The 18,902-nt window shown below is 62.4% G+C and carries 19 protein-coding genes; 5 read left to right on the top strand and 14 right to left on the bottom strand.

Annotation, left to right across the window (positions count from 1 at the left end):
- Nucleotides 1–147: 147 nt before the first annotated feature.
- From HHL14_RS31145 to HHL14_RS31135, 3 genes are all read right to left on the bottom strand, one after another.
- The gene (locus HHL14_RS31145) at nt 148–630 is read right to left on the bottom strand and encodes an SRPBCC family protein (RefSeq protein ID WP_169501447.1); all 483 of its coding nucleotides are present in this window, start codon (nt 628–630) and stop codon (nt 148–150) included.
- An 88-nt stretch (nt 631–718) separates the two neighbouring features.
- The gene (locus tag HHL14_RS31140) at nt 719–1,117 is read right to left on the bottom strand and encodes an OsmC family protein (RefSeq protein ID WP_169501446.1); all 399 of its coding nucleotides are present in this window, start codon (nt 1,115–1,117) and stop codon (nt 719–721) included.
- 262 nt (nt 1,118–1,379) lie between these two features.
- Nucleotides 1,380–2,258, bottom strand: a complete 879-nt coding sequence (locus HHL14_RS31135) for a pirin family protein (RefSeq protein WP_169501445.1) — start codon at nt 2,256–2,258, stop codon at nt 1,380–1,382.
- A gap of 122 nt (nt 2,259–2,380) precedes the next feature.
- Between HHL14_RS31135 and HHL14_RS31130 the strand changes: the two genes are divergently transcribed.
- The gene (locus HHL14_RS31130; protein ID WP_169501444.1) at nt 2,381–3,397 is read left to right on the top strand and encodes a LysR family transcriptional regulator; all 1,017 of its coding nucleotides are present in this window, start codon (nt 2,381–2,383) and stop codon (nt 3,395–3,397) included.
- Between the two features lie 414 nt (nt 3,398–3,811).
- Here HHL14_RS31130 and HHL14_RS31125 read toward each other — a convergent pair whose 3' ends face one another.
- The 9 genes from HHL14_RS31125 to HHL14_RS31085 form a co-directional block, all read right to left on the bottom strand.
- Nucleotides 3,812–4,231 (bottom strand): ExbD/TolR family protein, encoded by a 420-nt coding sequence (locus HHL14_RS31125; RefSeq protein WP_169501443.1) that lies wholly within the window; start codon nt 4,229–4,231, stop codon nt 3,812–3,814.
- A gap of 16 nt (nt 4,232–4,247) precedes the next feature.
- Complete coding sequence (locus HHL14_RS31120) at nt 4,248–4,976, bottom strand: MotA/TolQ/ExbB proton channel family protein (RefSeq protein ID WP_169501442.1); 729 nt, start codon at nt 4,974–4,976, stop codon at nt 4,248–4,250.
- Between the two features lie 27 nt (nt 4,977–5,003).
- Nucleotides 5,004–5,741, bottom strand: coding sequence for an energy transducer TonB (locus tag HHL14_RS31115; RefSeq protein ID WP_169501441.1), 738 nt, complete (start codon nt 5,739–5,741; stop codon nt 5,004–5,006).
- Between the two features lie 334 nt (nt 5,742–6,075).
- Complete coding sequence (locus HHL14_RS31110; RefSeq protein ID WP_169501440.1) at nt 6,076–6,336, bottom strand: (2Fe-2S)-binding protein; 261 nt, start codon at nt 6,334–6,336, stop codon at nt 6,076–6,078.
- A 228-nt stretch (nt 6,337–6,564) separates the two neighbouring features.
- Entirely contained in the window at nt 6,565–7,452 is an 888-nt protein-coding gene (gene murI / locus HHL14_RS31105; protein WP_169501439.1) for a glutamate racemase, read from the bottom strand.
- Between the two features lie 220 nt (nt 7,453–7,672).
- Nucleotides 7,673–8,152 carry a bacterioferritin gene (gene bfr / locus HHL14_RS31100; protein WP_169501438.1) on the bottom strand — a complete coding sequence of 160 codons (480 nt, stop codon included), beginning with the start codon at nt 8,150–8,152 and terminating at the stop codon, nt 7,673–7,675.
- Nucleotides 8,153–8,345: 193 nt separating this feature from the next.
- Nucleotides 8,346–9,869 (bottom strand): fumarate hydratase, encoded by a 1,524-nt coding sequence (locus HHL14_RS31095; RefSeq protein ID WP_169501437.1) that lies wholly within the window; start codon nt 9,867–9,869, stop codon nt 8,346–8,348.
- 51 nt (nt 9,870–9,920) lie between these two features.
- Complete coding sequence (locus tag HHL14_RS31090) at nt 9,921–10,490, bottom strand: TIGR00645 family protein (RefSeq protein ID WP_230413288.1); 570 nt, start codon at nt 10,488–10,490, stop codon at nt 9,921–9,923.
- 316 nt (nt 10,491–10,806) lie between these two features.
- Nucleotides 10,807–11,709: a DMT family transporter gene (locus HHL14_RS31085; RefSeq protein ID WP_169501435.1), complete on the bottom strand. Its 903-nt coding sequence runs from the start codon at nt 11,707–11,709 to the stop codon at nt 10,807–10,809.
- A 417-nt stretch (nt 11,710–12,126) separates the two neighbouring features.
- Here HHL14_RS31085 and acs point away from each other — a divergent pair, with 417 nt between their 5' ends.
- The 3 genes from acs (at nt 12,127) to HHL14_RS31070 (ending at nt 16,732) form a co-directional block, all read left to right on the top strand.
- Nucleotides 12,127–14,109: an acetate--CoA ligase gene (gene acs, locus HHL14_RS31080; RefSeq protein WP_169501434.1), complete on the top strand. Its 1,983-nt coding sequence runs from the start codon at nt 12,127–12,129 to the stop codon at nt 14,107–14,109.
- Nucleotides 14,110–14,275: 166 nt separating this feature from the next.
- On the top strand, nt 14,276–14,710 hold the full coding sequence (locus HHL14_RS31075) for a DUF4212 domain-containing protein (protein ID WP_206002602.1): 435 nt from the start codon (nt 14,276–14,278) through the stop codon (nt 14,708–14,710).
- Between the two features lie 3 nt (nt 14,711–14,713).
- On the top strand, nt 14,714–16,732 hold the full coding sequence (locus tag HHL14_RS31070) for a sodium:solute symporter family protein (protein WP_169501433.1): 2,019 nt from the start codon (nt 14,714–14,716) through the stop codon (nt 16,730–16,732).
- 218 nt (nt 16,733–16,950) lie between these two features.
- Here the strand turns inward: HHL14_RS31070 and HHL14_RS31065 are convergent, their stop codons facing one another.
- Nucleotides 16,951–17,526 carry a hypothetical protein gene (locus tag HHL14_RS31065; protein WP_169501432.1) on the bottom strand — a complete coding sequence of 192 codons (576 nt, stop codon included), beginning with the start codon at nt 17,524–17,526 and terminating at the stop codon, nt 16,951–16,953.
- Nucleotides 17,527–17,587: 61 nt separating this feature from the next.
- Between HHL14_RS31065 and HHL14_RS31060 the strand changes: the two genes are divergently transcribed.
- Nucleotides 17,588–17,947 (top strand): hypothetical protein, encoded by a 360-nt coding sequence (locus HHL14_RS31060; protein ID WP_169501431.1) that lies wholly within the window; start codon nt 17,588–17,590, stop codon nt 17,945–17,947.
- Here the strand turns inward: HHL14_RS31060 and HHL14_RS31055 are convergent.
- Entirely contained in the window at nt 17,939–18,706 is a 768-nt protein-coding gene (locus tag HHL14_RS31055; RefSeq protein WP_169501430.1) for an N-acetylmuramoyl-L-alanine amidase, read from the bottom strand. The genes HHL14_RS31060 and HHL14_RS31055 overlap by 9 nt on opposite strands.
- Nucleotides 18,707–18,902 lie beyond the last annotated feature (196 nt).

Raw genomic sequence — 18,902 nt, 5'->3', positions numbered from 1 at the left:
TCTAAATGATAACTATTCCTATTTACAAGCTGAAGAAATTGATCGGATTCGACTTCTGATAGGTAACTGAAAGAGGGACTACGCGATGCTGGGGGCCATCCTGAACGGGCCCCGCGAAAGCGCGGGCAGGGTGCCCGCGCGGCAATCTCAGTGCAACGGTCCCGGTTCCTGTTTCGCCGCGACGTACTGGCGAATCAGCCGCACCGTGTCGATATCGTTCTCGCGATACGCCGACTTGACGATCTCCTGCGTCTGCACGGCGTCCTGGTCGGTCGAGACCGGCAGCGTGGTCGCGTATTCGAAGCGCAGGAACAGCTGCAGTTCGTCGGGCTGCTCGATCGTCATCGTCAGCGAGCCGCCGACGTGGTCGGCGGTCGGCAGGATGTCGTAGCGCACGCTCTTGCCTTGCTGCAGCGTGACGCGATCGCGCACGGTGGCCTGGCCGTAGTGCAGCTCGCGCTCCAGCACATTGTCCGCGCGCGACAGGATCGTGCAGCTGTCGAGACCCATCACGAACAGTTGCGGCTGCTCGGCGCGTAGCACGAGCCCTTCCCACAATTGTTCGCGGGTCATCGATTCGACGAGGGGATTCAACGGATCGTTGATCTGGATGAGGTGTTCGAAATTCAAGACGACTGCGTCCTATGAAAATGTTGCAATACCCGTGGTCCGGTTGGCGCGGGCGTCCCGCTCTCACGATGTCCGGGCTACGCCCGCATCACGCGACGGCGAGAGCGGAGCGGATCGAAATGCTGTGCGTGAGGATCTTGTGGACCGGGCACGCATTGGCAATTTGCAATAGCCGTTCCCGCTGCTCGTTGGACAGCTCGCCTTCGAGCATGATCTGGCGGTCGATTGTCGAGCCCGCGTCGCCGGTTTCCATCGACAGTTTGACGCGCACGCCGTCGAGCGGCCAGCCCTTGCGCTGCGCGTACATCTTCAGCGTGATCGAGGTGCAGGCGCCGAGGCTCGACAGCAGCAACGACACCGGCGTGGGACCGCGGTCGCCGCCGCCGAGCGATTCGGGTTCGTCGGCGAGCCAGCTGTGCTTGCCGTCGTCGAACATGACCTGGAAATTCGTCGAACCGATATGGGCGGTGACGGTGGACTCTGCCATGCGCGCTCCTGAAGAGGGACAAAAACGCCACGCGCCGCGTCCTGTTGCGATGACAGGCCGCCGCGCGGGCATGAATCGTTATTGTGACCGAATTTACCGGCGTTCGCGCCTCTGGGGGCGCGATTGGCGGAACCGGGGCGGGTGGCGGCGCGCTGCGCCTTTGCGTTTCCTTTGCGTCTTTACGTGGCGAGATACCTGTTATGAAAGTCCGCGGCGGCGCGCGTTAATTCGTCGCCGCGGTCATGAACGCAGGTCGGTGCGATCAATGCGTAATGGCACCCATGCGCCCGGCCTGATAGTCGAGCACCGCCTGACGGATCTCGTCCTCGGTGTTCATCACGAACGGGCCGTAGCGCACCACCGGTTCCTTCAGCGGCACGCCGCCGAGCAGCAGTACTTCTAGCGGTTCGTTGCCCGCCGAGAGCGTGACCGTGTCGCCGTCGTCGCCGAACACGATCATCGTGCGTGCGTCGATTTCAGCGCGCGCATCGCCTTCACCGTACACGCCCTTGCCGGACAGGCCGTAGGCGAACACGCGATAGTCGGCGGGCACCGGCTGGCGGATCGTCGCGCCCGGTTGCAGCGAAAAATGCTGGTACAGGATCGGCGTACGCGTTTCGATCGCCGCCTGCACGCCGAGCGCCGTGCCCGCGATGACCTTGACGCGTACCTTGCCGTCCTCGGACGTCGCGACCGGAATGCTCGCCGACGGCATCTCCTGATAGCGCGGCGCGATCATCTTGTCGCGACGCGGCAGATTCACCCACAACTGCAAGCCGTGCACGCGGCCGCCGGTGCGCGTGAATTCCGGATCCGGCATCTCGCTATGGACGACGCCCGCGCCGGCGGTCATCCACTGCACATCGCCGGCGTGCAGCGTGCCGGAGTGGCCCGCCGAATCCTTGTGGCCGAACTGGCCTTCGAGCACATAGGTAACCGTCTCGAAGCCGCGATGCGGATGATCGGGCGCGCCGATCGCCTCGCCCGGCGCGTAGTCGACCGGTCCCATCTCGTCGAGTAACAGGAACGGGTCGAAGTCCATCAACAGTCGGGTCGGAAACGGACGGTGGACGATAAATCCGCCGCCTTCGACCGTGCGAACCGACGGAAACGTGCGTTCGATCGTGCGTGACGTGCTCATCAATATCACCTCAAAAAATGGGGAATAGCGTCATTTTTGAAACGTGGAGCTATTATAGGGACCGTTTTTCGAGGTGCCAGCCGCCTGATAGCAATGGATTGTTCTGTTAATGGAACGATGAGATGAAGATCGATTCACACAATCTGAATGACCTGATGTACTTTTCGCAGGTCGTCGAACATGGCGGGTTTTCCGCCGCCGAGCGGGTGCTGGGCATTTCGAAGTCGCGTCTGTCGCGCCGGCTCACCGAGCTGGAGGCGTCGCTCGGCGTGCGTCTGTTGCAGCGTTCGACGCGCAAGCTCGCGCTGACCGAGGCCGGCCAGCTGTTCTACCAGCATTGCCAGGCGATGCTGAGCGAGGCGCAGGCGGCGGTCAACGTCGTGCAGCAACTGCGCTCGTCGCCGCGCGGCACGGTGCGCGTCAGCGTGCCGGTGACGATCTCGCAGACCATCCTGTCGACGATCCTGCCCGAGTTCATGCACCGCTATCCCGAAGTCCGCGTCGTGATGCGCGTGACGAACCGGGTGGTCGACCTGTTCGAGGATGCGATCGACGTCGCGTTGCGCGTGCGTTCCGATCCGCCGGAGAACGCGAACATCGTCGTGCGGCCGTTGTGGCGCACCGAGCAGATGCTGGTCGGCGCGCCGAGCCTGCTGCAGCAGAATGCGCCGCCGCTGACGCCGGCCGATCTGAACCGTTTCGAAACGCTCGACGTGCCGACGAGCGACGGCCGCCACGTCTACAACCTGATCTCGCCCGACGGCACGCGCCACGTACACGAACACGAGCCGCGCCTCGTTACCGCCGATCTGATGACGATCCGCGAGGCGGTGCTGGCCGGCGTCGGCATCGCCGCGCTGCCGGAGATGATGTACGGTGCCGCATTGCGGGCGGGGCAGTTGTCACCGGTGATGCCGGGCTGGAGTTTTCCGACGCCGCAGCTGTACGCGGTGTTCGTGTCGCGACAGGGGATGGTGCCGGCGGTGCGCGCGTTCGTCGACTATCTGGTCGAGATGCTCGATCCGGACGAGGGGACACACATCATGCGCGAATGTCCGGTGCACGACGGGAAGACGAAGGGGCAGGCGGCGTCTACGGGCGCTGCCGCGGCAACAGCAACGTCCGCAGTCGCTTCATAAACTGTTCATGCGTTTGTTTCAAAGCGCGCGTGAGGGCCTACCCGCAACGCGGGCCCGCGCGGCGCAAATCGTTTTTAGCATTTAAGCGTGGCCTGTCATCATTACTTTCAATGGCCGTTTGCTTGTATGAGCGCGGACACAGGCATATATTGAAATCCCTTTCGCTAAGGAGCGTCCTATGCGAAAACTCATGGCCGCTATCATAGCGAGCCTGATAGGGCTGACCGCGCTGTCCGTGTCGACCACGGCCGTCGCATGCGGTGATATGAGTCATCAGTCTTCGGCCGATGGCAAATGATCCCGCCGCCCGAAGGCGCCGAGTGCGCACAAAAAAAGGCCTTCATCCGACGATGAAGGCCTTTTACTTTCGAGCCCCTGTTTCAGGGGCTTTTTCACGTTTTCAGCAGGCTCGCGTCACTTCGCGGTCGGCTGAGTGACGAAGCCGATCTTCGTCAGGCCGCCGGCCTGGGCCGCCGACATCACCTGCGCGACTTTCTCGTACGGCACCTTGCGGTCCGCGTCGAGATGCAGCTCGGGCTGCGGGCTGGCCTGCGCGGCGGCCGCGATTTTCGCGGCGAGCGCCGCGTCGTCGACCTTGTCGTTGTCCCACAGAACATTGCCGTCCGCGTCGATCGCGACCGTGACCTGCGCGGGCTTGGTGTCTTCCTTCTGACTGCTCGCGTGCGGCAGATCGATCTTGACCGCGTGGCGGATCACCGGAATCGTCACCATGAAGACGATCAGCAGAACCAGCATGACGTCGACGAGCGGCGTCATGTTGATCTCGTTCATCAGGCCGTCGTCATCGTCTCCGGCAAAAGGGCTCATTGCCATTGGAATGCCTCGTCGATCAGTTGGCGCGGGTAGCGAGACGCAGGCCGTCGCGCTTGCTCGACGACAGGCGCGCGCCCGTCACGAAGAACGCATGCAGGCCGTGCGCGAAGCGGGAGAGCTTCGCGACGATCGCCTTGTTGGCACGGGTGAGCGCGTTGTAGCCGAGCACCGCCGGAATCGCGACGAACAGGCCGAAGGCGGTCATGATCAGCGCCTCGCCGACCGGGCCGGCGACCTGGTCGATCGACGACTGGCCGCTCGCGCCGATCGCGAGCAGCGCGTGATAGATGCCCCACACCGTGCCGAACAGACCGACGAACGGCGCCGTGCTGCCGATCGACGCGAGAATCGCGAGGCCGCTCTGCATGCGTGCGACGCTTTCGTCCATCGTGTCCTTCAGGCAGCGCGTGACCCAGTCCGACACGTCCATGCGGTCGTGCAGATGCGGCTGCGTCTGGTGATGATGGTCGGCCGCTTCCTGGCCCGACAGCGCGAGCGCGAGGAACGGGTTGTCCTGCGGCGTCGATGCGCCGCCGCCGAGCTTCTTCACGCCGTCGGCGAGATCGTCGGAATGCCAGAACGCCTGTTCGGCGTTTTTGGTGAGACGCTTCAGGCGAATCACGTTCCAGCCTTTAACGACGATCACGCTCCACGACATCACCGACATGATCAACAACGCGAGCGCGATGCCGCGCGTCACGAAATCCCCTTGCGCCCACACGTGCGCCAATCCGTAGTTTTGCATTGCAATTCCTTGTTTTTGAAAGCTGCTTCAATCGGTCAGATTGAAGTTGAAAGGCTGGGTATAGGCGGCCCTGACCGGCTGGCCGTTCTCGAGATAAGGCTTGCAGGCGCTCGCGCGCACCGCGGCGAGCGCGGCGTCGTCAAGACGGCTGAAGCCGCTGCTTTTCTTTAGCGCGATGTCTTCGAGCTTGCCGCTCAGGCCGACCACGAAATGCACGTACGCGGTGCCGCTCTCGCCGCGACGCCGCGACAGCGTCGGGTAGTCCGGTTGGCCGATATTGCAATCGAGGTGCGACACGTTCTTCGGCGCGCTGATCTCCATGGTCTGCCTGCCGATCGCGGGTGCTGCGGCGGCAGGCGGCGCAGCCGGAGCGGCGGGCGCGGGCGGCGTCGGATCGGGTGCGGCGACCGGCGTCGGCGACGGTGCGTCGGCTTGCGGCAACGGAGCCGGCGTTGGCTTGGGCGTCGGAGTCGGCTTCGGCTGGACCTTCGGCTGGGTGTGAACCGGCGGCGTCGGCCTGGGCGGCGGCGGTGCGACCGATTGCAGCGCGACCGGCGCGGCAACCGGGGCCGGCGGCAGCAGTTCGGCCGTCATCACGTGCGATTCGAGCGCGACCTGGGCCGGCTCCTGGCGCAACGTCATGATGACCGCGAGCAGCGCGACGTGAATCGCCGCGACCGCGGCCACGGCGGTCAGTGCACGGGAATTCGGACGGGGGGACGACGCCAGCGGAGCGCCGGCGGAAACGGGTTGCGGTGCCTGCATGGTCAATGTGGCAGCGCGCCGCCGGGGCGGCGTGTTGGACGGGACAACGTCATGTTCGGAAGATCAGCAGCGAAATGAACAGGGTAGTAACGAAACCAATCAGCAATTCCATCTCGAACTCCTTTTTTCAAGGTGAGCGGGGTAGCTGGCTGGTACGAATACTGGCTTGCTGACGGCAGTGAGATAACACGTACTGCGAACGCACTGCGGGAGTATTGCAGATACGCCGCACATTCGATGTCGCATTAAGCGCTACATTAAATGTGCATCAAACATGAGGCATCGAAACACATGGGACGCGGCTTGCGCCGCGCTTCGTAACCTTGGGATTCAGTCAGGCGGCCTTGCGTTCGTAGAACGTGACCTGCACCACCTGTGCGACGGTCTGCACGTGCTGATGTTCGACCACGCCGACACCGCAACGGCTCGCGCACACACCGCTTTGCAACATGACGTCGCGCACGGACTCTTCGCACTTGCCGCAGCAGGAAGCGACGCCGAGCTCAAACTGAAGCTCGTCGAACGAGTCGACGCCGTCCGCAATCGAGGAGCGGATCGTGCGATCGGAAACGGATTTGCAGACGCAGACAATCATGGCAGAGGTGATAGCTAACGTTAATGCGAATTATTATCATTTTGTTTGGGCCGTTTGGCAAGCGCCCTGCGCGTTTTTTTGTAACAAAACCAGACTCTTAGAAGGGGCTTCCGTGTCCGGAAGGGGAGCCGGCGTGCGCTGGGAGGCGCGGGGGAGAGGGGATTGAGCTGGAGTTGTCCGGTGTTTGAGCCGGCGTTTGAATCGGCTTTGGTGCCGGTTTCGGGGCGTTCAGGCTGCCCGCGAATCCGGTGCGCTCGTGCGGCGCGACGGGATCCGCACCTGTTCGACCGTCGCCTCGATCTGTAGCAGCGTCGCGGCGAGCTGTTGCTGGTGGAGGCCGTCGTCGGTGGAATAGAAGCGCGGGAGTGCAGTGGCGGCGGCCGGTGCGGCGGCGCGCAGGCCGTGCTGGTCGAGCACGCGCTCCAGTTGGCGCGCGATCGCCACGCTGGTGTCGATCAGCGCAAGTCGCTCGCCGACGATGTCGCGGATCGCCGCGTCGAGAAACGGGTAGTGGGTGCAGCCGAGCACCAGCGTGTCGGCGCCGGCTTCGAGCATCGGTTCGAGATAGCTGCGCAGCAGCGCGCGCAATTCGGCTGAGCCGACGTCGCAGCGCTCGACCGCCTGCACGAGCCCATGGCCCGGTTGGCACAGGAAACGGCAATCGGCGGCATAACGTTCGAGCAGTCCCTGGAAGCGCGCGCTGCGCAGTGTGGCTTGCGTGGCCAGCACGCCGGCGACACGGCTTTTCGACTGCAACGCGGCGGGTTTGATGCCCGGTTCGACGCCGATGAGCGGAATCGGCAGCTGTTCGCGCACCTGCGCGATCGACTGCGCGGTCGCGGTGTTGCACGCGACCACCAGCGCTTTCGCGCCTCGCTCGACCAGCCATGCGCCGATCGCGAGCGTGCGGTCGGTGATGAAGTCGTCGTCGCGTTCGCCGTAGGGCGCGTACAGCGAGTCGGCGACATACAGCAACGCCTCGTCGGGCAACTGCGCGCGCACCGCCCGCAATACCGACAAACCGCCGAGCCCCGAATCGAAAATGCCGATCGGCGCCTGTGACGCGGCGTCAGCGGCAAAACAGCGGACAGACGGAGACGGCGAATGTGCGGGCATAGATGAGGAAAACGTGCGCGACGCGGTGCTTTGCGGCCAAGGGCGGAGAATCGGCAAATACGCCCGGGGAAATTCGCTGGAAAGTGCGCAAGTATATCGCCCGCGCGGCACGCTTTAGCGTGAATGCGTAGCGCACGTGGTGGTGGCGCTACGCTCGCGGATCAGCGGCAGAATCAGTGGCAGATTTTTCCGCCGCGCGGGATGCTTCGGCGCGGTCCGATCAGGATTCGACCGAACTCATCGCGCTTTGCTGATAGTTCTGGATGCCGACCTTGTCGATCAGATCGATCTGCGTTTCGAGCCAGTCGATATGTTCTTCGGTGTCGTCGAGAATCCTGGTGAAGATTTCGCGCGAAATGAAATCGCGAACAGATTCGCAATACACAATCGCTTCCTTGCAGGTGCTTTGCGAAATCTGCTCGAGCTTCAGATCGCATTCGAGAATTTCTTTGGTTTCTTCACCGATCAGCAGCTTGTGCAGATCCTGCAGATTCGGCAGACCGTCGAGCATGAAAATGCGCTCGATCAGCATGTCGGCATGCTTCATTTCGCCGATCGACTCGTCGTATTCGTGCTTGCCGAGCTTCTCGAGGCCCCAGTGCCGGTACATCCGCGCGTGCAGGAAGTACTGGTTGATGGCGGTCAGCTCGTTTTTGAGCTGGGCGTTCAGATATTCGATGACTTTCTTGTCGCCTTGCATGTTATTTCCTTTCGGGGACCTTGAATTTTCAACAACAATAAACGCCCCACCTGAAAAAGCCAAGGAAACAGACACAACTTTTGGCATTGTTTATGGCTTCGCTTGACATGACGCGCGACCAAAAAAAAGAAGCCGGGACCGCGGCCCCGGCTTCTTTACCTGCTAACAGGCTTGATCAGGCTTTGGCGACGTATCAGGCCGTGGCGACCGGAATCTTGCCGATCTTCGCCTGCCATTCCTTCGGGCCGGTCTGGTGCACGGAGGTGCCGTTCGAATCGACGGCCACCGTCACCGGCATATCCTGCACGTCGAACTCGTAGATCGCTTCCATGCCGAGGTCTTCGAACGCGAGCACCTTGGCGCTGCGGATCGCCTTCGACACGAGGTACGCGGCACCGCCGACGGCCATCAGATACGCGGCCTTGTGCTTCTTGATCGCCTCGATCGCAACCGGACCGCGCTCGGCCTTGCCGATCATCGAAATGAGACCTGTTTGCGCGAGCATCGTCTCGGTGAACTTGTCCATGCGGGTCGCGGTGGTCGGGCCTGCCGGGCCGACCGCTTCGTCGCGCACTGGATCGACCGGGCCGACGTAGTAAATCACGCGGTTCGTGAAGTCGACCGGCAGCTTCTCGCCCTTCGCGAGCATGTCGGCGATGCGCTTGTGTGCGGCGTCGCGGCCCGTCAGCATCTTGCCCGACAGCAGCAACGTCTGGCCCGGCGCCCACGATGCGACTTCTTCAGGCGTCAGCGTGTTCAGATCGACGCGCTTGCTCTTCTCGGTGTCCGGTTCCCACTGAACCTTCGGCCATGCGTCGAGCGACGGCGCTTCGAGTTTGGCGACGCCCGAGCCGTCGAGCGTGAAGTGCGCGTGACGGGTTGCCGCGCAGTTCGGGATGATCGCGACCGGCTTCGACGCAGCGTGCGTCGGCGCGGCCATGATCTTCACGTCGAGCACGGTGGCGAGACCGCCGAGACCCTGCGCGCCGATGCCGAGCGCGTTGACCTTCTCGTGCAGTTCGACGCGCAGCTCTTCGATCCAGTCCTTCGGGCCGCGTGCGATCACGTCCTGAATATCGATCGGGTCCATCAGCGATTCCTTCGCCATCACCATCGCTTTTTCAGCCGTGCCGCCGATGCCGATGCCGAGCATGCCCGGCGGGCACCAGCCTGCGCCCATCGTCGGCACGGTCTTCAGGATCCAGTCGACGATCGAGTCCGACGGGTTCAGCATCGCGAACTTCGACTTGTTCTCCGAGCCGCCGCCCTTGGCCGCAACCTGCACGTCGACCTTGTCGCCCGGCACGATCTCGTAGTGGATCACGGCCGGCGTGTTGTCCCTGGTGTTCTTGCGCGCGCCTTCGGGCGGGCTCACGATCGATGCGCGCAGCACGTTGTCCGGGTTCAGATAACCGCGGCGCACGCCTTCGTTGATCATGTCGGTGACGCTCATCGTCGCACCGTCCCAACGCACGTCCATACCGACCTTCACGAACACCGTGACGATGCCGGTGTCCTGGCAGATCGGGCGCTTGCCTTCGGCGCACATGCGGCTATTGGTCAGGATCTGCGCGATCGCGTCCTTCGCTGCCGGGCTCTGTTCGAGCTCGTAGGCGCGGCCGAGCGCTTCGATGTAGTCGAGCGGATGGTAGTAGCTGATGTATTGCAGCGAATCAGCGATGCTCTGGATCAGGTCTTCCTGTTTGATGACGGTCATGGCTAGCTCAGTGGGGAGTGGCGTTTATTGTCGGATCGCAGTGCGGTGCGGTCAGTCGTGCGCCTTCAGGGGAATGGAACCTTTGCTGCTGCCCACGGCGTGCAGCGCCGCGGACTCTTCGAAATGTTTGGGGTGCGTGTGCGTGGTGAGGCGATCGACCAGCGCCATGACCAGTGCGGACACGAGGAACGAGACGTGGATGATCACCTGCCACATGATCGCGTGGGTCGTGTTCTGGTCGGGGCTGATGAAGGTCTTCAGCAGATGGATCGACGAGATGCTGATCAGCGCCATCGACAGCTTCACTTTCAGCACGCCGGCGTTCACGTGATCGAGCCATTCCGGTTCGTCCGGATGACCGTCGAGACCGAGGCGCGACACGAACGTTTCATATCCGCCGATGATCACCATGATCAGCAGGTTCGAGATCATCACCACGTCGATCAGGCCCAGCACGACCAGCATGATGCTGGTTTCGTCGAGTTGCATCGACGCGGTGACCAGATGCCAGACTTCCTTCAGGAACAGCACGACGTAGACCGCCTGCGCGACGATCAGGCCGAGATAGAGCGGCACCTGGAGCCAGCGGCTCGCGAAAATGAGGAGAGGCAGCGGGCGCATCGGGCGGCGCTGGCGGGCGGAGGCGGGTCGCGAAGCGGACATAGGCAACGGTCAGATGAGGCGCGGAGGACGCAACGTGGGCTAATGCGCCGACCGGTACGCCGGCGGCGCGCGAGGGGCGGGCACGGGGTTCGGGCGACGGCGCGAGCCTCTCTCGACTGCACAGCCGGCACGCCAACCCGGCGCCGACGACGCTGCGGCGCGCGGCCACCGAAGGCCGCGGAACTCACGTCAGGCGCGCTATTGTACAGCGTCGGTCGAAATTGCTGCCGTGTGGCGGGCAGGGGCGGGCGGAATGCCCAGCCCGACTCACGACTCACGACGCGACCGGCGGCACGCGTCGCGCTTTCAGACTCGCGAGCCCGATGCCCGCGATCACGCACGCCAGCGCGACGCCGTGCGCGAGCGTGGGCCGCTCGCCGAGAAACACGATGCCGTAGAGCGCCGCCGCGACCGGCAGCACCGCGCTGAAGACGCCAGCAAGACTGCCCGGCACGTGGCGGATGCCCTTCATCCACAGCCAGAACGAGAAGATGCTGGCCGACAGTCCATACCACAGCACCAGCATCCAGACGCTCGACGGCACCGCGCGATAGTCGAACTGCGCGAGCGCGCCGGCACCGAGCGGCAGCATCAGCAACAGGCCGAACAGATGCGTGTACGCGCAGATGTCGATCGGCGCCAGCGTTTGCGTGAGACGGCGCGACAGGATGATGTACAGCGACTCGCAGCACACCGCGCCGAGCACCATCAGGTTGCCGGCGAGCGAACTCGCGCCGGCCGCGGCACTCGCATCCGGCTCGCCGTGCGCGAGGTTGATGACGACGACGCCAACGATTGCCAGCGTGATCGACGCGAGCGCGCGACCATCCGGCCGCTCCTTCAGGATCAGCCACGACAGCAGCGCGACGACCGCCGGAATCGTGCTCGTGATCACGCCGGCCTCGACCGCGCTGGTGCGCGCGACGCCGTTGAGCATCAGCAGCGTGAAGCCGAAGGTGCCGAATAGCGCCTGCAAAAACAGGTTGATCCATTCGTCGCGTTTGACGCGGCGTAGTTTGGCGACGCGCAGCAGCGGCCACAGTACCGCCATCGCGATCACGAAACGCAGGAGCGCGAACAGCGGAACAGGAACGAAGGCGACGATCGATTTACCGATACCGACATTGCTGCCGACGAGCAGCATCGAGGTAATGAGGAGCAGGGCGTAACGATTCAAGCTGGAATCCGGACGGCTAGTTCAGTTAGCATTGTAAGAGGCCGTGCAGGCCCACGTAAGTGTCAACGGAATGTGGATGGCGGGGCGGTGTGTGTTGCATTAACGTCGCGCGCATTGACGCAGCGCTTTCCGCGCGATCTAAGGGTTTTCGCCTGTTGGGCGGCCCGCCGCGCGTAAGTGGCTGGTAAGTTGCACCGCTTATGGTTAAGCATCAGGCTGGGTGCCGATTTTGATACCGATTGCCGGTCCGGCTGGCCTGCACGGATGTTGCGATGCCGCACGCACGATACACGACGAGGCGCGGCGTCGCGAGGTGGGAGACAGCGCCGCTCGCACGAGAGCGGTTCGAACAGGAAGGCGCACGCATCACGTGCGCCCGCACGGGTTTTACGTTTCATCTTCACCAAGGGGTTGTCGATGTCTGCGATTGAATCGGTTCTTCACGAACGCCGCGTTTTTCCGCCCTCCGCCGATACCGCGAAGGGCGCCACGATCTCCGGCATGGACGCGTTCCAGGCGCTGACCGCCGAAGCGGAGCGTGACTACGAAGGCTTCTGGGGGCGCCTCGCGAAAGAGACGCTGAGCTGGCACAAGCCGTTCACGAAGGTGCTCGACGAATCGAAGGCGCCGTTCTACACGTGGTTCGAAGACGGTCAGCTGAACGCGTCGTATAACAGCCTCGACCGTCATGTCGAAGCAGGCAACGGCGAGCGCGTCGCGATCGTGTTCGAAGCCGACGACGGCACCGTCACCAACGTCACCTATCGGGATCTGCTGCAACGTGTGTCGCGCTTTGCGAACGCGCTGAAAAAACGCGGCGTGAAGAAGGGCGATCCGGTCGTCATCTATATGCCGATGTCGATCGAAGGGATCGTCGCGATGCAGGCCTGCGCGCGCATCGGCGCGACGCATTCGGTGGTGTTCGGCGGCTTCTCGTCGAAGTCGCTCAACGAGCGGCTCGTCGACGTCGGCGCGGTCGCGCTGATCACGTCCGACGAACAGATGCGCGGCGGCAAGGCCTTGCCGCTCAAGAGCATCGCCGACGAAGCGCTCGCGCTCGGCGGCTGCGAGAAGGTCAAGAGCGTGATCGTGTACCAGCGCACCGGCGGCAAGGTCGCATGGGATGCGTCGCGCGACCTGTGGATGCACGAACTCACGCAGAGCGAATCGGACCAGTGCGCGCCCGAGTGGGTCGACGCCGAGCATCCGCTCTTCATCCTCTATACGTCCGGTTCGACCGGCAAGCCGAAGGGCGTGCAGCACAGCACCGGCGGCTATCTGCTGTGGGCCGCGCAAACGCTGAAGTGGACCTTCGACTGGAAACCCTCCGACGTGTTCTGGTGTACTGCCGACATCGGCTGGATCACCGGGCATAGCTACATCACGTATGGTCCGTTGACGCTCGGCGGCACCCAGGTCGTGTTCGAAGGCGTGCCGACCTATCCGGACGCCGGCCGCTTCTGGCAGATGATCGCGAAGCACAAGGTCACGCTGTTCTACACCGCGCCGACCGCGATACGTTCGCTGATCAAGGCTTCCGAAGCTGACGCGAAAGTGCATCCGAAGAGCTACGACCTGTCGACGCTGCGCATCATCGGCACGGTCGGCGAGCCGATCAATCCGGAAGCGTGGGTGTGGTACTACGAGAACGTCGGCGGCGGCCGCTGCCCGATCGTCGATACGTGGTGGCAGACCGAAACCGGCGGTCACATGATCGCGCCGATGCCGGGCGCGACGCCGCTCGTGCCGGGGTCGTGCACGTTGCCGCTGCCGGGCATCATGGCCGCGGTCGTCGACGAAACCGGGCAGGACGTGCCGAACGGGCAGGGCGGCATTCTGGTCGTCAAGCGTCCATGGCCGTCGATGTTGCGCAACGTGTGGGGCGACCCGGACCGCTATAAGAAGAGCTACTTCCCCGAAGAGCTCGGCGGCAAGCTGTATCTCGCCGGCGACGGCGCGGTGCGCGACAAGGACACCGGCTACTTCACGATCATGGGCCGCATCGACGACGTGCTGAACGTGTCGGGTCACCGTCTCGGCACGATGGAAATCGAGTCGGCGCTGGTCGCCAATCCGCTCGTCGCGGAAGCGGCGGTGGTGGGTCGTCCCGATGCGACCACCGGCGAAGCGGTGTGCGCGTTCGTCGTGCTGAAGGGTGCGCGTCCGCAAGGCGATGCGGCGGTGAAGCTCGCGAACGAGTTGCGCAACTGGGTCGGCAAGGAGATCGGTCCGATCGCGAAACCGAAGGACATCCGCTTCGGCGAGAACCTGCCGAAGACGCGTTCGGGCAAGATCATGCGCCGCTTGCTGCGCTCGCTCGCGAAGGGCGAGGCGATCACGCAGGACGTGTCGACGCTGGAGAACCCGGCGATTCTCGATCAGCTTGGCGAATCGCTCTGAGTGCGTGACCGTGGGGCCGTGTCCGGCTTCTCGTTCAGATGACTGGCGTTAAAGTGGGCCGCGGCAAGCGGCCCACTTTAACGACCGGCTTCAAGTCGTCTGTTTCAACCGGCATCGCGCGGACAATCCCGATTGCCTGGCCGAAGCCTTTTTGATAAACAGGCGCATGGCCGCGCCTCATCCTCCTTCCCGTACCACGCTGAACCCCGCGCCCGAACCGCCGCCGGTTTCGGCGGCGATGGCGCTCGCGCATCGCAAGTACTGGCGCTTCAATCTGGCGTTGATCGCGACGTTGATGACGCTGGGCTTCGTCGTATCGTTCGTCGTGCCGTTGCTGGCGCCAATGCTCGAGCCGGTGCGTATCGGTGGCTTCAGGCTGCCGTTCTACTTCGGCGCGCAGGGCGCGATCCTGATCTACCTCGCGCTGATCGTCGTCTATATCGTGCTGATGCAGCGCGCCGACCGGCAGTTGCAGCGTACCCTCGATGCGGATTCGCAGCAGCGCGCCACAAGCGATGCCACCGCGGATTCCGCGGCGAATCCGGCCAACGGCGCAGGCACGGGCGTCGACGGCGGGACGTCGGCCGTGCGCGGACGCTGAACGATGAAGCTCACGCATCGACTGATCCGCTCGTACGCGTTTTATACGCTCGGCTTTCTGCTGTTCGTCTATGTGATGTGGCGCATCGAACGTCATACCGGACCCGGCGTATGGATCGGCTATGTGTTCCTGTTCGTGCCGATCGCGGTGTATGCGGTGATCGGCGTGCTGTCGCGCACGTCCGATCTGGTCGAATACTACGTGGCCGGGCGGCGCGTGCCGTCGGCGTTCAACGGCATGGCGACCGCGGCCGACTGGTTGTCGGCGGCGTCGTTCATCGGTCTGGCGGGGTCGATCTATGTGACCGGCTACGACGGCCTCGCGTATCTGATGGGCTGGACCGGCGGCTACTGCCTCGTCGCGTTCCTGCTCGCGCCGTACGTGCGCAAGCTCGCGCGCTACACGATTCCCGATTTTCTCGGCACGCGCTTTTCGAGTAACGCCGTACGCGGACTCGCCGCGTTGGCCGCGATCCTGTGCTCGTTCGTCTATCTGGTCGCGCAGATCCAGGGCGTCGGCCTGATTGCGACGCGCTTCATCGGCGTCGATTTCGCGGTCGGCATTTTCTGCGGACTCGCGGGCATTCTGGTGTGCTCGTTTCTCGGCGGCATGCGCGCGGTCACATGGACGCAGGTCGCGCAGTACATCATCCTGATCGCGGCGATCCTGATACCGGTGTCGATGATCGCGCACAAGGACGGCCTCGGCTGGGTGCCGCAACTCAACTATGGACGCCTGATGGCGCGCATGGAAGGGCTCGAGAAGGAGGTGCGCGACGCGCCGCTCGAGCAGCGCGTGCGCGACGACTATCGACGTCGCGCCGCGCTGATGCAACGGCGGCTCGATACGTTGCCGCAATCGTTCGTCGACGAGAAGCAGCGGCTCACCGTGGAGGTCGCCGATCTGCGCCGCCATAACGGGCCGCTGCGCGAGATCAAGGAGCGCGAGCGCGCGCTCGAACAGTTTCCGCGCGATGCCGCGGCCGCGCAGATCGTCTGGAGCCAGCAGCGCGACGAGATGCTGATGCGCGCGGCCGCACCGGTGCCGATGCACGAGCCGTTTCCCGCAACCGGCGACGAAGACCGCCGCACGCATACGCGCAATTTCCTGTCGCTGCTGCTGTGTCTGTCGTTGGGCACCGCGAGCCTGCCGCATATCCTGACGCGCTACAACACGACGACCTCGGTCGCCTCCGCGCGACGCTCGGTCGGCTGGACGCTGTTCTTCGTCGCGCTGTTCTATCTGACGGTGCCGGTGCTGGCCGTGCTGATCAAGTACGAGATCCTGACGAACCTGGTCGGCCATCACTTCGCCGATTTACCGCAATGGCTGATGCCATGGCGCAAGGTCGAGCCGAGCCTGATCAGCCTCGTCGATGCGAACGGCGACGGCATCGTGCGCTGGAGCGAGATCCAGATGCAGCCCGATATGGTCGTGCTCGCGGCGCCGGAGATTGCCGGCTTGCCGTACGTGATGTCGGGGTTGATTGCGGCGGGGGCGTTGGCGGCGGCGTTGTCGACTGCGGACGGATTGCTGCTGACGATCGCGAATGCGCTATCGCACGACGTGTACTACCACATGATCGATCCGAATGCGTCGAGTCAGCGGCGCGTGACGATCTCGAAGATTCTGTTGCTGGGGGTCGCGCTGTTTGCGTCGTACGTCGCGTCGCTGAATACGGGGAATATTCTGTTTCTGGTGGGCGCGGCGTTTTCGCTGGCGGCGTCGAGTCTGTTCCCGGTGCTCGTGCTCGGCGTGTTCTGGAAGCGCACGACGCGGCTCGGCGCGGTAGCGGGGATGGTGGCGGGGCTCGTCGTGTGCATCTACTACATCGTGTCGACGTATCCGTTCTTCACGCAGATGACGGGTTTCACCGGGGCGCGCTGGTTTGGTATCGAGCCGATCAGTTCGGGGGTGTTCGGGGTGCCGGCCGGGTTTCTGGTGGCGATCGGGGTGAGCCTGATGGATCGGAAGGCGGATGCTTATACGATGGCGTTGGTGGATTATATTCGGCATCCGTAGGGGGGCTTGTTGCTTTTCTCTTTCTTCTCTCTCGTCATGCGCCGGGATAATTCCGCGTAATTCCGTGAAGCCCACTGCTGTCAATGACTTCGCACGGAGCTTTTCGAGCAGCACCGTCCGATGATGGAGGAGTGGGCAGGGCACATCTTGTCGTTGTAGTTGTTGTGGTGGCACCAATGGAAAGCCTCGCCGAAGCGAGGCCTCCGAAGTGCCAAACCCTACGCAAGTGCATCCAGGAGATAAAGCGCGACAGCTAACACCATGATCCCGATCGTGTAATACGTCCATCGCCTTATGGTCCATTTGTGCCACGCGTAGACGTTCACCGCCGCAAATAAAATTGCAGGTCCCAAAAAATACCCGAAAAGAAACAGGCCGGCCCACCACGGGGTCGGGCATTTTCCGAGTTCATGGCATCCCGTAGCAACTTTATGCGGGTCGCGAAACCAGTCGAAGCGGCTGAGCACGAGCATACAAGCCCATGTGAGCCAACATCCATAAACGAAACCGGCTAGGCCAACTGCACATCGCTTCACTTGATTTCCCAAAAAAGAATTGACCTTGAGCTTCGAAGGTCCGACCAACTTGCATCCGAGACGAATGTTGCACCTTGTCTGAACGAATTGCCTCGCCGCAGGCAACGCTTCGTCACCCCAATGGATTGTGTGAGGGGCAGCGTTGTCGGTGTAAATGCGGGGCAGCACGCCCGAAGAGTCCAGTCGCCTCGATTCAACGTACCCGTCAGCAGTTTCTATGCAATAGGGGGCACGTTTTTGGTAGTTGATTGGCTCCATGCGAGTTTCGTGGGCTGGCACGTGTTATCTTTCCCGCCCGGCTAACGGCAAGTATGTTCAAATGCCCAAGCCGACCCAGAATCTCGTATCGCAAATGAAAATCTTTGGCGCTGTCTGTACCTTTGTCGTCCTCGCATGGCTCATTGCCAGTACGAGCATTCCACACGCTCCTGCGGTCCAGCCTTGTTCGCCTGAGTGGTTCACGTATCTGGATTCACACTACGGCAATACGTCGGATGCAGAAGGGCATGGCCCAGATCCAGGTGACGCAGAATGGTTCAACGCGTTCGAACGTCAAGCCAAGCTTCCTGATAGCCATGATCTCTCTTCTAATAGTCAGCGTTGTCAGCTTATTCAAAGCGAATTGGCACGTCGCATCTATATCGTCAACCAGAACCTGGGTTTTATAACTTCATTTTGAAGGTGGCGTGAGTTGGAATTTGGCTCGCATTTCCTCAACTATCACCATGCCATATCTGCCAGGGCACGCCCGTCCCTCGTTACCAGGCGCTAGAAGCTGATATTCGCGGTGACCACCCAACGCAGTAACGTTAAAATATTCCTTTAGTGTGGCGATCAGAGCAGATAAAGCGTTGATCTGGGTATCTGGTGGCCTCGTGGGATTAGGCGCAATTTTGTCGTACACAATGCTGGGCGAATCAATAACCTTCTGTTCGATCGATTCACGACTGTATTCCTGTTGCCAAGCCTCACCACGTTCAGCCAAATTTTCAAGTAAGACGATGCCGATCTTTCCAGTATTGTCGCCTGCCACATGAGAACCCTTGAAGCGGATATCACGAGCTTCAATCAATTCTCCCGGACATGACACAGCGTAGTGGTAGCCAATATCGTCAAAGCCATGCTTGTCCATGTCGTAGTTTTGAGCGTCATGCATTTGCTTGATTGCCCCTTGCACATTCCCAGCGCATGAATAACTACGTCCGGCATGATGAATTACTATGTCGTGGTAGTCCCAGTTGGGCATCAACGCGTGTGCAGGCGGTTTTGCGTCCCATGAGGATCGCTCAAGCAACGTATAGCCGTTCTTCTTTAGTCGCGTAATGATTGCCTGTCGCGTTGCGGCACGGTTGTTGACGGAGATCGAAATAGCGTCGTCTTTGCTGCTGCCGACAACGGTACGCGCAGAAGTCCAGTGCTCAATCTTATAATCCGCCACGGTCAAGCCTCCATGTACGGTTTCAGTGCGCGCTTCGGCGACGCAAAAACCACGTGGATATCAAACGGCTAGAAGTGGGCGCGCAAATTCGGACGGTCGGATAAGTGGAACGCTCGGGGCCTGAGCCGGCGATAATGCCGACAAAGGAACCAGGAAGATGACGAAGAGAACCCGACGGACGCACTCAGCCGCGTTC

Source organism: Paraburkholderia antibiotica (assembly GCF_012927125.1).
Classification (GTDB): Bacteria; Pseudomonadota; Gammaproteobacteria; order Burkholderiales; family Burkholderiaceae; genus Paraburkholderia; species Paraburkholderia antibiotica.
Note: the sequence above shows the minus strand (reverse complement) of the source record. Positions and strands in the feature narration are given on the sequence as shown.

Coding starts and splice junctions, on each gene's coding strand:
- HHL14_RS31135 (WP_169501445.1), bottom strand. CDS start 2,258: ATGAGCACGTCACGCACGATCGAACGCACGTTTCCGTCGGTTCGCACG.
- HHL14_RS31140 (WP_169501446.1), bottom strand. CDS start 1,117: ATGGCAGAGTCCACCGTCACCGCCCATATCGGTTCGACGAATTTCCAG.
- HHL14_RS31065 (WP_169501432.1), bottom strand. CDS start 17,526: ATGGAGCCAATCAACTACCAAAAACGTGCCCCCTATTGCATAGAAACT.
- HHL14_RS31130 (WP_169501444.1), top strand. CDS start 2,381: ATGAAGATCGATTCACACAATCTGAATGACCTGATGTACTTTTCGCAG.
- HHL14_RS31070 (WP_169501433.1), top strand. CDS start 14,714: ATGAAGCTCACGCATCGACTGATCCGCTCGTACGCGTTTTATACGCTC.
- HHL14_RS31090 (WP_230413288.1), bottom strand. CDS start 10,490: ATGCGCCCGCTGCCTCTCCTCATTTTCGCGAGCCGCTGGCTCCAGGTG.
- HHL14_RS31110 (WP_169501440.1), bottom strand. CDS start 6,336: ATGATTGTCTGCGTCTGCAAATCCGTTTCCGATCGCACGATCCGCTCC.
- bfr (WP_169501438.1), bottom strand. CDS start 8,152: ATGCAAGGCGACAAGAAAGTCATCGAATATCTGAACGCCCAGCTCAAA.
- HHL14_RS31095 (WP_169501437.1), bottom strand. CDS start 9,869: ATGACCGTCATCAAACAGGAAGACCTGATCCAGAGCATCGCTGATTCG.
- HHL14_RS31060 (WP_169501431.1), top strand. CDS start 17,588: ATGCCCAAGCCGACCCAGAATCTCGTATCGCAAATGAAAATCTTTGGC.
- HHL14_RS31125 (WP_169501443.1), bottom strand. CDS start 4,231: ATGGCAATGAGCCCTTTTGCCGGAGACGATGACGACGGCCTGATGAAC.
- murI (WP_169501439.1), bottom strand. CDS start 7,452: ATGCCCGCACATTCGCCGTCTCCGTCTGTCCGCTGTTTTGCCGCTGAC.
- HHL14_RS31115 (WP_169501441.1), bottom strand. CDS start 5,741: ATGCAGGCACCGCAACCCGTTTCCGCCGGCGCTCCGCTGGCGTCGTCC.
- acs (WP_169501434.1), top strand. CDS start 12,127: ATGTCTGCGATTGAATCGGTTCTTCACGAACGCCGCGTTTTTCCGCCC.
- HHL14_RS31075 (WP_206002602.1), top strand. CDS start 14,276: ATGGCCGCGCCTCATCCTCCTTCCCGTACCACGCTGAACCCCGCGCCC.
- HHL14_RS31120 (WP_169501442.1), bottom strand. CDS start 4,976: ATGCAAAACTACGGATTGGCGCACGTGTGGGCGCAAGGGGATTTCGTG.